We start from the raw sequence: 15,425 nt of genomic DNA on the forward strand, positions 1-15,425 counted from the left end.
GTTGATGATGTCGATTACTTGAGAATGATCACGTCCTGGTCGGGCTTGTCGGCATAGAGCCGCTCCACCAGCGCGGCACGGCGCTCCAGGCCGGCGCGCTGGTTGATGTAGCCCTTGTCGGTGAGCTCGTTGCCGTCGATCGACGGCGGTTCCGCCATAAGCATGGCGCGTGCGATGATGCGGCTGCTGGCGCCTTCGCACTCCTTGTTGTGAGCCTCCAACCCGCGCCTGAAGCAAGCGATCACCTCGGGATGCTTCACTGCATCATCGAAGCTGAGATCGGGGTTGCCGACGAGCTGGCGGCAGGCATGCAGGTTCGGCCAGGCCAGCAGGCCGATGAAGGCGCGATCCTGCCCCGCGACCAGCGCATCATGCACGACGGGCGTCGCGGTGGCGATCGCATCCGTCCGCAGCGAGCCGACATGGACGAAGGTGCCGGTGGTCAGCTTGAAATCCTCAACCACGCGCCCGGCAAAGATGATTCCCTTCACCGGATCGGTGTCGTCGACGAAGATGCCGGCGTCACCGATGCAATAGAAACCTTCCTCGTCGAACATCTTCTTCGTCAGATCGGGCTGGCCGAAATAGCCCGGGGTGACGTTGACACCGCGCAGACGCAGCTCGTATTTCGAGCCGCACGGCACCATCTTCAATTCGACGCCGGGGAACGGCAGACCGATCAGGCCGACGCGCTCGGTGTCCCAATAGGTGCCGGTCGAGGTCGGCGCGGTCTCGGTCGAGCCCCAGCCGGTGTAGAACACGATGCGCTCGCCAGTGGTCTTCACGGCGAGAGCCTGCATGCGGTCGTAGAGATCATCGGGCAGCCGCGCGCCGCCATAAGCCATGATCGAAAGGTTCTTGAAGAAGGAGCGGCACAGCGCCTCGTCCTTCTCCATGGCGGCGGCGAGCGCGGCATAGCCGGCAGGCACATTGGCGTAATAGGTCGGCGAGATCTCGCGCAGATTCCGGAGGGTTTCCTCGAACTGGCCCGGCATCGGCCGGCCGTCGTCAATATAGAGCGTGCCGCCATCGACCAGGATCGGGTGGAACGCCGCGTTGCCGCCCATGGTGTGGTTCCAGGGCATCCAGTCCAGCATGGTCGAGATCGGACCGTGCGGATCGCGCGGCCGCACCTGCATCATCATCGCCGCGTTGGCGCACATCATCGCCTGCGTGTTGATGACTGCCTTGGGCATGCCGGTCGAGCCTGACGTGAACAGCAGCTTGCCGACGGTCTCAGGCGTGATCTTGCCGATCGACGCTTCGACATCGGCGGTCACGGCTGTCGCCGCGAGCGCGGCAAAGCTGACGCTCTCGATGCCCTCGCAAGGCCGCAAGACGTGAACGACGGTGACGCCGGTGAGATCGAGCGCTTTCAGCGCCTTCTCGAAGGTCGGGCCGTCCTGCACCATCACCACGCCGGGCTTGATCAGATCGAACAGATATTTCAGCTTGACGTGATCATGGCTCATCAAGGAGTAGGCCGGCGAGACCGGCGCGGCCGGGACGCGCGCCTGCATCGCGGCCTGCGTCATCAGCGCGTGCTCGATTGAATTGCCGGAGAGGATCGTGACCGGACGGCCGTCGAGCGCGAGATTGAGCAGGCCTTGCGTCAGCGCATCCACGATGCGCTTGGCTTCGCCATAGGACACCTTGCGCCATTCGCGGTTGGGGCCGCCGCGCTGGGCAAGCCAGATGCGCTCAGGCGCTTCCTTCGCCCATTTTGCCAGCGAAGCCGGGATGTGCTTCTCGTAAGGCTGCAGCGGAATGCGCGACTTCAGCACCACCGTGCCGTCGTCACGGCGCTCGACGTCGATGTCGCGCGCAAGCCACTCGACCTTGCGAAAGGCGGGCTTCGTCATCACCGCCGCCGCGCTTCCACTCATTTTGCGTCTCCCGGAATTATCGTCCTTTGCGGATCGTTCTCGTTCAGCGCTTGATATAGACAGGCTTTCGCTTCTCAAGGAAGGCCCTGATGCCTTCCGAAAATTCCTCGGAGCGGCTGCACAGGACCTGGTTGCGATCCTCCATCGCGATCGCGGCTTCCAGCGATCCGGCATCGACGCTCATGTTGAGACATTCCTTGGACAGGCGCAGGCCCACGGGCGAGGCCGTGATCATCGCGTCGACATACGGCTCGGCGGCGTCATCGAGCTTGTCCTCGTCGACGACCTCGGAGACCAGCCCCACCGCGAGTGCGCGTTCGGCGCCGATGAAGCGACCCGTGAGGATCAGCTCCGAGGCAACGGAGACACCGACAAGGCGCGGCAGGAAATAGCTAGTGCCGATGTCACAGCCGCCAAGGCCGAGCTTGATGAAGGCGCAGTTCATCCGCGCCGATCTCGTCGCGATGCGGATGTCGGAGGCGAGCGCCAGCGCAAAGCCGCCGCCGGCCGCCGCGCCCTGGACCAGCGCGAGGATCGGCTGCGGACAGCGCCGCATCAGCATCACGATGTCGGCGATGCGCCGCTGCGAATCCAGCGACTCGGTGACGTCAGGCGGCTCCTGCTGCCCGGCACGACGCTGCATTGCGGCCTTGAGGTCGAGGCCCGCACAAAAATTCTTGCCTGCGCCCTTCAGCACGACGACGCGCGTGTCGCGGTTACGCTGGAGGCCCTGGAAGTAGACGTTGAGCGCGTCGATCAGCGCCGGATCGAGCGCATTGAGGCTTTCAGGACGATTGAGCGTCACCGTGTCGACGCCGTCATTGTGCTCGATCAGCAGCGGTTGGGACATGCGCAATCTCCCCATCGTCGTCCTGGACAAGCGAGCGGAGCGAGCGCTGATCCAGGACCCATAACCACAGGCCCGAGTTGTTGGACCACCGGCGTTGGTTAAGCTCGTGCTTCTACTCACGCCGGTGGCAATGGGTCCTGGCTTTCGCCAGGACGACGGCGGGTCTACCGCGGCGCCATGCGGATCGCACCGTCGAGGCGGATGGTTTCGCCGTTGAGCATCGGATTCTCGACGATATGCACGGCCAGTGAGCCGTATTCATTGGCGTCGCCAAGGCGCGCGGGATGCGGCACCTGGGCACCGAGGCTCTTGCGGGCTTCTTCGTTCAAGCCCATCAGCAGCGGCGTCAGGAACAGGCCGGGCGCGATGGTGTTGACGCGGATCTTCTGGCTCGCGAGGTCGCGCGCGGCCGGCAGCGTGAGGCCGACGACGCCGCCCTTCGACGCCGCATAGGCGATCTGGCCGATCTGACCTTCATAGGCAGCGACCGAAGCGGTGTTGACGATGACACCACGCTCTTCACCGACCGGCTCGATCGTGACGAGACGCTCGGCGAACAGACGCAGGCAGTTGAATGTGCCGATCAGGTTGACGTTGATGATGCGTGCGAATTTTTCCAGCGGGTAGACGCCGTCGCGGCCGACGATGCGCTGCGAGCCGCCGATGCCGGCGCAGTTCATCAGCACGCGCGCGACGCCGTGTGCGGCTTCCGCCTTGGCGATCGCCGCCTTGATCTGCTCCTCGCTGGTGACATCGGCGTGAAGCGCGATGCCTTTCACTTCGGCGGCAACCTTCTCGGCGTTTTCCTTGCTCTGATCGATCACGCCGATCTTGGCGCCCCTGGCGGCCATGGCGCGGGCGGTCGCGGCACCAAGGCCCGACCCACCGCCGGTGATGAGAACGGCTACGTCTTTCAACTGCATCGCAAATACCTTTCCTCTACCTTTTCCTTGGGCGTTTCTTCTCTGGACATTGAGAGTTTGGCCGGAATTATCCGGCCGCGGTGGCTTCCTCGACTTGCGTGAGGATGCCGCCGCAGATCAGCGTTTCCATGTGCTTGATGTATTGCCGGCAGACGTCGTCGGTGACCGGGCCGACGCCGGTCGCGCGCGACATCGCGTGCCGGCCGAAGAACAAATGATCGCAGGCGCCGATCAGGCTGGTGTAGAACAGCACCGGATCGGTGGCGCGGAATTCGCCCTGGCTGACGCCGTCGGCGAGCAGGCGCCGATGGAAATCCAGCAGCGGCGCGACGAAAAATTTCGAGACTTCGTCCGCGGAGCCCGCGACGCTCTCGTGCAGCAGATAGTGGATCAGCCGGTTCATATAGGGAAACCGGTGATAGGCGCGAATGATGCCGCCGATATGCAGCTTCAACTTCGCGGTCGGCGTGATCGGCTGGGCCAGCAGGTATTCGAGATTGGACAGTTCCGTTCCCGCGTCGCGCTCGAGCAGCGCCAACAGCAGGCCGTCCTTGTTGCCGAAGTGATATTTGACCAGCGCAGCGTTGGCGCCGGACTTCTGCGCGATGTCGCTCAGCGAAATCTCGATCGAGGAGCGTTCGATCATCAGCTCGCTCGCGGCCACGAGCAATTTCTCTGCCGTGGAATTTTTTCCGCTGGGGAGTCTGTTCGGTACGCTGGTAGTCACGGAGATCTCTGCTGTGCGTCGAGAGGCGCGCAGATAAGCCCAAGCAGCGCCTCGCCACAAGAGTTAATTGATCGATTGACTAAACAACCAGTCGCCCCTTAAATCCGCCCCGACAACCAACCGTTCAAAATAATCCAGGGAGAAACCGACATGGCCGAGGCTTACATCGTCGCCGCTGCGCGTACCGCCGGCGGGCGCAAGGGGGGCCGCCTCGCCGGATGGCATCCGGCCGATCTCGCTGCGAAGGTGCTGGACGAACTGGTCGACCGCACCAAGGTCGATCCCGCGCTGGTCGAGGATGTGATCATGGGCTGCGTCATGCAGGTCGGCGAGCAGTCCAACAACGTCGCGCGCAACGCGATCATGGCCTCGAAACTGCCGGAGAGCGTGCCGGGCACCTCGATTGACCGCCAATGCGGCTCCTCGCAGCAGGCGCTGCACTTCGCAGCTCAAGCCGTGATGTCCGGCGCGATGGACGTGGTGATCGCTGCCGGCGTGGAATCGATGACGCGCGTGCCGATGGGCCTGTCGTCGCAGCTTCCCGCCAAGAATGGCTTCGGCAATTACAAGAGCCCGGGTATCGAGCACCGTTATCCGAACATCGTGTTCAGCCAGTTCACCGGCGCGGAGATGATGGCCGAGAAGTACGGTCTCTCCAAGGATGAGCTCGACGAATACTCCTACAACAGCCATCAGCGCGCGATCGCGGCAACGCAGGCCGGCCATTTCAAGACGGAGATCGTGCCGCTCGAGATCACCCGCGCCGACGGCTCCAAGGACACCCACCACATCGACGAGGGTATCCGCTTCGACGCCACACTCGACGGCATCAAGGGCGTCAAGCTGATCGCCGAGAACGGCAAGCTCTCCGCGGCCAGCGCCAGCCAGATCTGCGACGGCGCCTCCGGCGTGATGGTGGTGAACGAGCGCGGCCTCAAGCAGCTTGGCGTGAAGCCGCTGGCGCGCGTCCATCACATGACCATGATGGGCGGCGATCCCGTGATCATGCTGGACGCACCGCTGCACGCCACCAAGCGCGCGCTGGAGAAGGCCGGCATGACGATTGACGACATCGACCTGTTCGAGGTCAACGAGGCGTTTGCCTCGGTGCCGACGGGGTGGCTGAAGACCACCGGTGCCGATCCGGCGCGTCTCAACGTCAATGGCGGCGCCATCGCGCTCGGCCATCCGCTCGGCGGCTCCGGCACCAAGCTGATGACGACGCTGGTGCACGCCCTGCATCAGCGCGGCAAGCGCTACGGCCTCCAGACCATGTGCGAAGGCGGCGGCATGGCGAATGTAACGATCGTCGAGCGGCTGTAAGTCCGCATTGCATCGCTCAGGCGTTGCCACATTTGAAGGTGTCGTCCCGGCGCAGGCCGGGACCCATAACCACAGAAATTTGTGGTTAGGACTAGCTGGGCAACATCGCGTTTCAACAATCTGGATTGGTGGCTATGGATCCCGGCCTGCGCCGGGATGACACCTTTCTTGTTGAGAGATCTCGACCATGACGCATCCGTCCGTCTACGCCAAGACCAAGCCAAACAAGATCGCCTACCGGATGGCCGCCACCGGCAAGGCGATCACCTATCGCGAGCTCGACGAGCTCTCGAACCAGGGCGCGCAGCTGTTCCGCTCGCTCGGGCTGAAGGCCGGCGACCACATCGCGCTGCTGATGGAGAACCGCCTCGCCTTCATGGAGGTCTGCTGGGCTGCGCAACGCAGCGGGCTCTATTACACCGCGATCAGCCGCTACCTGAAGCAGGACGAGATCGACTACATCATCGCCGATTGCGGCGCCAAGGTCGTGATCACCACACCCAAATGCGCCGACCAGATCAAGGGCCTGATCAAGGGCGCCGCCGGCGAGCCGGTCTTCTACATGATGGACGAGCCGCAAGCCGGCTTCCGCTCCTACGACAAGGAAGCGGCCGCGCAGCCGACAACGCCGATCGCCGACGAGGTCGCCGGCTACGACATGCTGTATTCGTCGGGCACCACCGGGCGGCCCAAGGGCATCAAGAAGGCGTTCGAGGGCAAGCCGATCGACGAGCCGAACGCGTTTCTGCGCGTGCTCTGCGCCAGCATGTGCGGCATGAACGCCGAGACTACTTATCTCTCACCCGCACCGCTCTACCACGCGGCTCCCTTGCGCTTCAACATGATGGCGATCGTGCTCGGCGGCACCTCCATCATCATGGAGCACTTTGACGCCGAAGATTTCCTGAAGCTGGTCGAAACGTCCAAGGTGACCCACGCGCAGCTCGTGCCGACCATGTTCGTGCGCATGCTCAAGCTGCCGGACGAGGTCCGCAACCGCTACGACGTCTCGACCCTGAAGGGCGCGATCCACGCCGCCGCCCCCTGCCCGGTCGAGGTCAAGGCAAAGATGATCGAATGGTGGGGGCCGATCCTGATCGAGTATTACGCGGGCTCCGAAGGCAACGGCGTCACCGTCTGCAACTCGAAGGAATGGCTGGAGCACCGCGGCAGCGTCGGCCGCGCCGTGGTCGGCAAGATCAAGATTCTCGACGAGAACGACGAGGAGCAGCCGACGGGCGAGATCGGCACGGTCTATTTCGCCGACGCGCCTGTTTTCACCTATCACAACGATCCCGAGAAGACGAAGAAGGCTTACAACGCAAAAGGCTGGTCGACGCTCGGCGACGTCGGCTATCTCGACAAGGATGGCTTTCTGTTCCTCACCGACCGCAAGTCCTACATGATCATCTCGGGTGGTGTGAATATCTACCCGCAGGAGACCGAGGACGTGCTCATCACCCACCCCGAGGTCGCCGACGTCGCCGTGTTCGGTGTGCCGAACGAGGAGATGGGCGAAGAGGTCAAGGCGGTGGTGCAGCCGCACGATCCGAAGCGCGCCGGCAAGGCGTTCGAGGCTGACCTGATCGCCTACTGCAAGAGCCGCCTCTCGGCGATCAAATGCCCGCGCTCGATCGATTTCGAAGCCGAGCTGCCGCGCACGCCGACCGGCAAGCTGGTGAAGCGGCATCTGCGTGACAAATATTGGCCGAAGGCGGCAGCGAAGATTTAGGCGAGTGTCCCGGACGCGGTGCAGCGCGTAGCGGTGCGCCGCAGAGCCGGGACCCATCTCGCTGAGGTGCTGTGCCCCGGCTCTGCAGTGCGTCACTATGTGCCGCACCGCGTCCGGGGCACGAGAGCCCAGCCTCAATCAAACAAGCTCGGCGTGTGGTTCACCAGCGCGCCTTCGATCTCCAGCATCTTCAGCTTCGTGACCACGCCGCCATTCGCAGAGAAGCCGCCGGGCTTGTTGCCGGCCGCCAGCACGCGATGGCAGGGCACGACGATCGGGCACGGATTGCGGCCGAGCGCCTGGCCGACGTCGCGCGACAGCTCGACACCGCCGAGCTGCTTGGCGATGTCGCCATAGGTGACGGTCTTGCCCGGCGGAATGGTGCGGGCGATCGCGTAGACGCCGCGGTTGAAGTCGGGCACGCCGTCGAGATCGAGCGGGATGTCGGTGAGGTCATCCGGCTCGCCCGCGAGCAGTTTTGTGATGCGGTCGATCGCCTGCCGCACTTCGGCGGTCGGCTCGGCTTCGCTGGCGTCGGCATGGCGCTGGCTGATGCGGGTGCGGATCTTCTGCTCGCCGCCCATCGGCAGTTGCGTGCCGTTGATGCCGCGCGGACCCCAGGCAATGGCGCATAGGCCGATCTTGCTATCGAACAGGGCAAAATGCTGGTCGGTCATGGCTTGGTCCCTGGCTTGCGTTCCCTCGCATGCCCCCATTGTGATCTGAGACTAAATCTAGGCTTGGAAATAGTTGCGATCCACCCGGTTTCCGGGAATCTTGCACAGGAGTTCCGCCCCCCTTTCGCGAGCCCAGAATGCAGAGCCTCCACGTCAACGGATACGACATGCCCTATCTCGACGTGGGCGAAGAGCGAGGAAGGCCGCCGCTGGTCTGCGTCCACGGGTCGCTCAATGACTTCCGGGTCTGGGGCTGCGTGCTCGGCACGCTGACGCAGCGGCACCGGGTGATTGCTGTCAGCCTGCGGCACTTCTTCCCCGACCGCTGGGATGGCGTCGGCGACACCTATTCGATCGCCCAGCATGTCCAAGACGTCATCGCCTTCATCGAGGAACTCGACCTCGGCCCGGTTGATTTGATGGGCCATTCCCGCGGCGGGCACATTTGCTTCCGCGTGGCGCAGCGGCGGCCGGAGCTGCTCCGGCGGCTGGTCCTGGCCGAGCCCGGCGGCGAGCTCGATGCCAGCCTCGATCCCGACTATGCCGGCGGCCCCTCGCCGCTGCTGGCGCGGTTCACGGCCTCGGCCGAGAAGATCGCGGCCGGCGACGTCGATGGCGGCCTCGCCGTCTTTGTCGACACGCTGGAGGGAGCCGGCACCTGGCCGCGGCTGCCGGCCATGGTGAAGCAGAATCTGCGCGACAACGCGTACACGCTGATCGGCCAGGTCCGCGACAACCGCCCGCCATTCTCGAAGGCGGATGCGGAGGCGATCAAGGTGCCGACGCTGTTCGTCCTGGGTGCGCGAACCAAGGGCCTGCTGCCGAAAGTGCTGCATGCGCTCGCCGCGCATGTGCCGTATTCCAGGACGGCCGTCATCCCGAACGCGACGCACCCGATGTTCGAGCAGGCGCCGCAGAAATACTCCGAAGTGGTGCTGGATTTTCTGGCGAGCTGATCATGCAGACATTTTGCGTCAACGGTTACGACATGGCCTATCTCGAAGTGGGACGAGGACCGCCGCTGGTGTGCGTGCACGGCACGCTCGGCGATTTCCGCACCTGGTATTCGGTGCTCGGTCCCCTGTCGAAATCGCATCGCGTGATTTCGGTCAGCCTGCGGCATTTCTTTCCCGAGCATTGGGACGCCGTCGGCGACGATTACAAGATGGCCCAGCACGTCGCTGACGTGATCGCCTTCATCGAGCAGGTCGAACCCGGGCCGGTCGATTTGATGGGCCATTCCCGCGGCGGCCACATCGCCTTTCGCGTGGCGCAGGCGCGGCCCGATCTGTTGCGCAAGCTGGTGCTGGCCGAGCCCGGCGGCGATCTTGATGCCAGCCTGCCTGTGCCGGCAGGCACGCCCGCGCACCCGCCGCTGGCCGCGCGCACGGCGCGCTCGGTCGAGATGATCCGCGCCGGCGACATCGAGGCCGCGCTGCAGAACTTCTACGAAGGCATCGAAGGCGACGGCACGTGGCGGCGCGTGCCGGCGGCGGCGAAGCAGCAATTGCGCGACAACGCCATCACCTTCCTCGGCCAGATCAACGAGCAGCGCCGGCCCTACACGCTCGCGGATGCGCAGGCGATCAGAACGCCGACGCTGCTGATCGGCGGCGGCGCGACGACGGGGAGCCTGTCGGTGATGTGGCGCGTATTGGCCGCGCACATCGCGGGCGCCAAGACGGCCGTGATCCCCAAGGCCGGCCACTGGATGTTCGAGCAGGCGCCGCTGGAGTTCGGCGAGGCGGTGGTCGCGTTCCTGGCGGAGTAAGCGACCTGCCCTCTTTTTCCTCGAAAACAACCCCATGTACAGTAGCCGGCCCCAGCAATATCAATGACTTAGAAGAACGAAAAAACGAGGTCGGACGCCGCCTTGGCCGCGCTTGACGCCCTTATCCTCTCGCCGTATCTTCAAACACGGAATTCTGTATTCCCTATCATGACTCTCGGAGCTGCCGGCGTGATCCCTCTCGACCCGCTTCCGAACTTGATCCACCAGGTCTATGCGCGGATCCTGGAGGCGATCTCCGACCGCACGCTGCAGCCCGGCCAGCGCATCCGGCAGAACGAGCTTGCCGACAGGCTCGGCGTGTCGCGCCAGCCGGTGTCGCATGCGCTGCACCTGTTGCACCGGCAGGGACTCGTCGCCGAGAGCGGCCGGCGCGGCTTTGAAGTCACCCAGCTCGATCCCGCACGCATCCGCCAGCTCTACGAGGTGCGCGGCGCGATCGATGCGCTGGCGGCGCGGCTTGCCGGCGGACGCGCCGCAAGCGATGCGGCGGGACGCGCGCGGCTGGAGGCGGCGCTCGCCGCCGGGCGCAGGATCGACGGCAAGACCACGCTCGCCGAGCTGATCGCGCTCGACGTCGAGTTTCATCGCGCGATCTATCGGCTCGCCGGCAATCCCGTGATCGAAGAGACGATTACGCCGCAATGGCCCCATATGCGCCGCTCGATGGCGACGGTGCTGTCGGAGCTCGATTATCGCGGCAGTGCCTGGGCCGAGCATGCCGACATTGCCGGACACATTCTCGCGGGCGATGCGAAGGCGGCCGAACGTGCGGCGCTTGCCCATGCGCAGACCGCGGGACGAATGACCGAAGAGAGATTGAGGGCAACGAACGAGGCGGCGGCGTAGGTCGCCGTCATTCCGGGGCAGGCGAAGCGTGAGCCCGGAATCTCGAGGTTCCCCGGTGCGCAATTGCGCACCTGAGGTTCGGTCCTACGGACCGCCCCGGAACGACGAATATAACAAAAACAAACCAAAGGAGGACGCCCCATGAAACTGTCCCAGGAGCAACTGGAGTTCTTCCACCGCGAGGGCTGGCTGTTCCTGCCCGAATTGTTCAGCCCAGAGGAAGTCGATCTCCTCGCGCGCGAGGCGGTCGCCATCTATGACGCGAACCGGCCGGAAGTCTGGCGCGAGAAGAGCGGCGCGCCGCGCACGGCCTTTGCCGCGCATCTCTACAACGAGGCGTTCGGCATTCTGGGTGCGCATCCGCGCATGATCGACCCGGTCGAGCAATTGTTCGGTGAGCCGGTCTACATGCACCAGTTCAAGATCAACGCGAAATCCGCCTTCACCGGCGACGTCTGGCAATGGCACCAGGATTACGGCACGTGGAAGCGCGACGACGGCATGCCCGAGCCGCGCGCGATGAACATCGCGATCTTCCTGGACGAGGTGATGCCGATCAACGGTCCCCTGATGCTGGTGCCGCAGAGCCAGAACGCCGGCGACCTCAAGGCCTCGCACGACCTTGCGACGACCTCCTATCCGCTGTGGACGCTCGACGAGGAGACCGTGACGCGCCTCGTCAAGCAGGGCGGCATCGTGGCGCCGACCGGCAAGCCCGGCGGCATGCTGATGTTCCACGGCAATCTCGTGCATGGCTCGGCCGGCAACATCACGCCCTACCCGCGCAAGATCGTGTACCTGACGCTGAACGCGGTTTCGAACTACATCCGAACCCCGACAAGGCCGGAGTACATCGCGCATCGCGACTTCGCGCCGATCAAGAAGGTGGACGACGACGCGCTGGTGCGGCTCGCCCGTGCGCCGCGTCAGGCGGCGGAGTAAGACACTCTTGTGCCCCGGACGCAGCGCAGCGCTTCTTTAGCGGTGCGCTGCAGAGCCGGGGCCCACGCGGCACGGATTCCCTTACACTGGGTCCCGGCTCTGCGGAGCAGCGCTACGCGCTGCACCGCGTCCGGGACACGATCATTCCGCAGGACATCCCCATGAACCTCTTCCGCCTCCTCCAGGCCCGCGCTTCCGCCGGCAAGCCCGTCCGCGTCGCGCTGATCGGCGCCGGCAAATTCGGCTCGATGTTTCTGGCGCAGGTGCAGCACACGCCGGGGCTGGAGGTGCCTATCATCGTCGACGTCGATCGCGACCGCGCGCGCGAGGCCTGCCGCACCGTCGGCTGGGACGCGGCGCGGATCGCCGCCACTGTTTTCACCGATGACGGCGCGCGCGCCATTGCCGGCGGCGCGATGGACGTGGTGGTGGAGGCGACCGGCAATCCGGCCGTCGGCATCAAGCACGCGCGCGCGGCGATCGCGGCGGGCAAGCATATCGTGATGGTCAATGTCGAGGCCGACGTGCTGGCGGGTCCGCTGCTCGCCGAGGAAGCCCGCAAGGCCGGCGTGGTCTATTCGCTGGCCTATGGCGACCAGCCGGCGCTGACCGCGGAGATGGTGGATTGGGCCCGCGCCACCGGCTTTCACGTGGTCGCCGCCGGCAAAGGGACAAAATATCTGCCGGCCTATCACGACGTGACGCCGGATGGCGTCTGGCAGCATTACGGGTTGACCGCGGGCGAGGCGCAATCGGCCGGGATGAATCCGCAGATGTTCAACTCCTTCCTCGACGGCACCAAGTCGGCGATCGAGATGGCCGCGATCGCCAATGCCTGCGGACTGGACGTGCCCGCGGAGGGCCTGCTGTTTCCACCCTGCGGCGTCGACGACCTGCCGCATATCATGCGGCCGCGCAGCAAGGGCGGCGTGCTGGAGCGGTCGGGCGTCGTGGAGGTGGTCTCCTCGCTCGAGCGCGACGGCCGACCGGTGTTTCGCGATCTGCGCTGGGGCGTCTACGTCGTGCTGGAGGCGCCGAACGACTACGCCGCCGACTGCTTCAGGCAATACGGCCTGAAGACCGACGGCAGCGGGCGATACGCTGCGATGTACAAGCCCTATCATCTGATCGGGCTCGAGCTGAACATCTCGGTGCTGTCGGCCGCGCTGCGGGGCGAGCCGACGGGGCAGCCCCATGGTTTCCGCGGCGACGTCGCCTCCGTGGCAAAACGTAATCTGCGCGCCGGCGAGATGCTGGACGGCGAAGGCGGCTACACCGTTTGGGGCAAGCTGGTGCCGGCGGCCGCGAGCCTCAAGGCCGGCGCCCTGCCGATCGGGCTGGCGCATCGGCTCAAGTTGAAGCACGACGTCGCACATGGCGAGATCGTGCGCTGGAGCGACGTCGAGTTCGACGCGGGCAACGAGACGATCAGGACGCGGAAGGCAATGGAGGCGGCGTTCGCGAAAGAGGGGTAGACCGTGCCGGGATGAACTTCACCTCTTGAAGGTTAGTCTTCGGCTTCCATTATTTCCCGCGATATCGAAGAGCATCAACCAACAGTGAGAACGCAGGCGACGATTGTCTGCGGCTCGGATAGTACAAGTGATATCCGGAGAACGGCGGGCACCAATCCGACAACACACGGATGAGTTCGCCGCTAGAGAGATAGGGCTGCACGTTGCCTTCGATCAGATAGGCTAGGCCGAGACCCTGCAGTGCCGCCTGAAGCAGGGCGCCCGAACTGTTGAAGACAAGTTGCCCGTCCACGCGCACTTTGACGTCGCGTCCGTTTCTCTCGAACTCCCACGCGTAGAGACTTCCGCCGTGGGTGGGTAGATGAAGGTTGACGCAGTTATGCTGCGTCAGATCCTGCGGTGTCCGCGGCTTCACTCGGGATGCGAAGTAGGACGGCGAGCCCACCACGGCCATGCGCAAGTCCGGACCGACCCGCACCGCGATCATGTCCTTCGCGACTAGTTCGCCTGGCCGAATCCCGGCGTCGTACTGCGCGACCACGATGTTCGTGAGGCCAACGTCGATCATCACCTCGACTTTGATGTCCGGATACAGCGGCACGAGTTTGGCCATGGCAGGCATCAGGATCGCCTGCGCCGCATATTCCGTCGCGGTAATTCGGATCGTCCCGGCCGGCTTTTCGCGTAGTTCGCTCAAGGCTCCGAGCTCGGCATCCATCTCGTCGAACTTGGGTCCGATCTTCTGCAGCAGCCGCTCGCCAGCTTGCGTCGGCGTAACGCTGCGGGTGGTACGGTTCAGCAACCTTACGCCCAGCCGCTCTTCCAGATTCCGGACGATTTGACTGAGCGTCGGCTGAGCGATCGCCAGCCGCGCCGCCGCGCGGGTGAAGCTGCGCTCCCTCGCCACGGCAAGGAAGGCGAGCAGATCGCTCGCGTCGGCGCGTTCCATTTATAGGCTACTCCAATCAATCTAATTGGCTTTTATCATCTAATCTGAACGAGCCCAAGCGCCTACTTTGGATGCTGACCGGCTGCTCCGACGGCAGTGCTTGGCGCGGAGGACGGATCGCCGGAAGGCAAGTCCGCGCTTGGCTTGGTCGTCAGGGAGCCGGACTGAACGCCGTGTTTCTCGCCAACGCCGTCACCCGTGCTCTGCGCCGCGCTAGTCGCGTCGTGGCTGATGATGAACCTGCCAACCGTGGAGGACATCAATGAAGCTTCTCGCAGCAACCGTACTTTCGCTTTCGCTCGTCGCTGGCGCGGCCAACGGTCAACAGACAATCATCGAAGGAGTAAAGGCCATGCCCACGACCGAAGACATTCGGGCCGTAGCGCCCGCCCTCGAAAAATATGCAAAGGACGTCGTGCGCGGCGATCTCTGGAAGCGGCCGGGGCTGCCCGCGCGCGACCGGAGCATCGTCACGATCGCCGCGCTCATCGCTCGAGATCAGACGGTCGAATTACCGTACTATCTCAACCTCGCGCTCGACAACGGCGTGAAGCCGGCCGAATTGTCGGAGATCATCACGCATTTGGCATTCTACACCGGATGGGCCAATGCGATGGATGCCGTTGCTGCGGCCAAGGACGTGTTCAAGGGCCGCAACATCGGCACCGACCAGCTTCCGCCGGCCTCCGGTCCCCAGCTTCCCCTCGACGAGGCGGCAGAGGCGCAGCGAGCGACCCGGGTCGGCGAGCAGTTCGGCAAGATCACGCCCAGCCTCGTCCAGGACACGACGGACGTGCTGTTCCGCGACCTCTGGCTCAGGCCGGGGCTCGCCCCGCGCGACCGAAGTCTCACCACGGTCAGTGCCCTCGTCGCGACCGGCCAGGTCGCGCAGATCACCTACCATCTGAACCGGGCGATGGATAACGGGTTGACCAAGGAAGAAGCCGGCGAGGTCGTCGGACATCTTGCATTCTATGCCGGTTGGCCCAACGCATTCTCGGCAGCGCCGGTGATCAAGGAAGTCATCGAGAAGAGGTCCCCGTAGCGATGCCGCCGTACCTCCCGTCGACAGGCCATCGGCATCGTCGCCGGTGGCGCCGCATCGGCGGCGCTGGATGCCCACGCCCAAGCGATCATGGATTCGATCGACCGGGCCTATCGCACGAAACATCGCGGAAATCGGTATCTCGAACCGATGATCGGCGCGCGCCCGGTTCGCGCCCCTTAGAGCCTGACCGAAAAAAGGTGAGCGGCATTGGCGGGCCTGTGATTCCTTCGGATTTGCAAAGATTCGAGGGAGGAC

14 protein-coding genes are annotated in these 15,425 nt (G+C 64.6%); 8 read left to right on the forward strand and 6 right to left on the reverse strand.

The annotated features are described in order from the left end of the window. Window positions 1-14: 14 nt before the first annotated feature. The 4 genes from JQ591_RS15585 to JQ591_RS15600 all read right to left on the reverse strand — a co-directional run bounded on the left by JQ591_RS15585 (window position 15) and on the right by JQ591_RS15600 (window position 4,329). Window positions 15-1,886: an AMP-binding protein gene (locus tag JQ591_RS15585; protein ID WP_211396874.1), complete on the reverse strand. Its 1,872-nt coding sequence runs from the start codon at window positions 1,884-1,886 to the stop codon at window positions 15-17. Between the two features lie 43 nt (window positions 1,887-1,929). Next, window positions 1,930-2,736 carry an enoyl-CoA hydratase/isomerase family protein gene (locus JQ591_RS15590; RefSeq protein WP_211396875.1) on the reverse strand — a complete coding sequence of 269 codons (807 nt, stop codon included), beginning with the start codon at window positions 2,734-2,736 and terminating at the stop codon, window positions 1,930-1,932. Window positions 2,737-2,900: 164 nt separating this feature from the next. Next, window positions 2,901-3,659 (reverse strand): SDR family NAD(P)-dependent oxidoreductase, encoded by a 759-nt coding sequence (locus tag JQ591_RS15595; protein WP_211396876.1) that lies wholly within the window; start codon window positions 3,657-3,659, stop codon window positions 2,901-2,903. A 67-nt stretch (window positions 3,660-3,726) separates the two neighbouring features. Next, window positions 3,727-4,329: a TetR family transcriptional regulator gene (locus JQ591_RS15600; RefSeq protein WP_249136980.1), complete on the reverse strand. Its 603-nt coding sequence runs from the start codon at window positions 4,327-4,329 to the stop codon at window positions 3,727-3,729. 207 nt (window positions 4,330-4,536) lie between these two features. Here JQ591_RS15600 and JQ591_RS15605 point away from each other — a divergent pair, with 207 nt between their 5' ends. After that, entirely contained in the window at window positions 4,537-5,709 is a 1,173-nt protein-coding gene (locus JQ591_RS15605; RefSeq protein WP_211396878.1) for an acetyl-CoA C-acetyltransferase, read from the forward strand. 187 nt (window positions 5,710-5,896) lie between these two features. Continuing rightward, window positions 5,897-7,441 (forward strand): acyl-CoA synthetase, encoded by a 1,545-nt coding sequence (locus tag JQ591_RS15610; protein ID WP_211396879.1) that lies wholly within the window; start codon window positions 5,897-5,899, stop codon window positions 7,439-7,441. 134 nt (window positions 7,442-7,575) lie between these two features. On the opposite strand, the gene JQ591_RS15615 is transcribed toward JQ591_RS15610, so the two are convergent. Then, window positions 7,576-8,118: a methylated-DNA--[protein]-cysteine S-methyltransferase gene (locus JQ591_RS15615; RefSeq protein WP_211396880.1), complete on the reverse strand. Its 543-nt coding sequence runs from the start codon at window positions 8,116-8,118 to the stop codon at window positions 7,576-7,578. A gap of 137 nt (window positions 8,119-8,255) precedes the next feature. Between JQ591_RS15615 and JQ591_RS15620 the strand changes: the two genes are divergently transcribed. The 5 genes from JQ591_RS15620 to JQ591_RS15640 all read left to right on the forward strand — a co-directional run bounded on the left by JQ591_RS15620 (window position 8,256) and on the right by JQ591_RS15640 (window position 13,173). Then, window positions 8,256-9,074 carry an alpha/beta fold hydrolase gene (locus JQ591_RS15620; RefSeq protein WP_211396881.1) on the forward strand — a complete coding sequence of 273 codons (819 nt, stop codon included), beginning with the start codon at window positions 8,256-8,258 and terminating at the stop codon, window positions 9,072-9,074. Window positions 9,075-9,076: 2 nt separating this feature from the next. After that, window positions 9,077-9,889 (forward strand): alpha/beta fold hydrolase, encoded by an 813-nt coding sequence (locus JQ591_RS15625; protein WP_211396882.1) that lies wholly within the window; start codon window positions 9,077-9,079, stop codon window positions 9,887-9,889. A 189-nt stretch (window positions 9,890-10,078) separates the two neighbouring features. Next, the gene (locus JQ591_RS15630; RefSeq protein WP_211396883.1) at window positions 10,079-10,756 is read left to right on the forward strand and encodes a GntR family transcriptional regulator; all 678 of its coding nucleotides are present in this window, start codon (window positions 10,079-10,081) and stop codon (window positions 10,754-10,756) included. Between the two features lie 141 nt (window positions 10,757-10,897). Continuing rightward, the gene (locus tag JQ591_RS15635; RefSeq protein WP_211396884.1) at window positions 10,898-11,698 is read left to right on the forward strand and encodes a phytanoyl-CoA dioxygenase family protein; all 801 of its coding nucleotides are present in this window, start codon (window positions 10,898-10,900) and stop codon (window positions 11,696-11,698) included. A 161-nt stretch (window positions 11,699-11,859) separates the two neighbouring features. Further along, window positions 11,860-13,173 carry an NAD(P)H-dependent oxidoreductase gene (locus JQ591_RS15640; RefSeq protein ID WP_211396885.1) on the forward strand — a complete coding sequence of 438 codons (1,314 nt, stop codon included), beginning with the start codon at window positions 11,860-11,862 and terminating at the stop codon, window positions 13,171-13,173. A gap of 49 nt (window positions 13,174-13,222) precedes the next feature. Here JQ591_RS15640 and JQ591_RS15645 read toward each other — a convergent pair whose 3' ends face one another. Next, complete coding sequence (locus tag JQ591_RS15645) at window positions 13,223-14,122, reverse strand: LysR family transcriptional regulator (protein WP_211396886.1); 900 nt, start codon at window positions 14,120-14,122, stop codon at window positions 13,223-13,225. 262 nt (window positions 14,123-14,384) lie between these two features. Between JQ591_RS15645 and JQ591_RS15650 the strand changes: the two genes are divergently transcribed. Beyond that, the gene (locus tag JQ591_RS15650) at window positions 14,385-15,167 is read left to right on the forward strand and encodes a carboxymuconolactone decarboxylase family protein (RefSeq protein ID WP_211396887.1); all 783 of its coding nucleotides are present in this window, start codon (window positions 14,385-14,387) and stop codon (window positions 15,165-15,167) included. Window positions 15,168-15,425: the final 258 nt, after the last annotated feature.

This window comes from Bradyrhizobium canariense, assembly GCF_018130465.1.
Classification (GTDB): Bacteria; Pseudomonadota; Alphaproteobacteria; order Rhizobiales; family Xanthobacteraceae; genus Bradyrhizobium; species Bradyrhizobium canariense_C.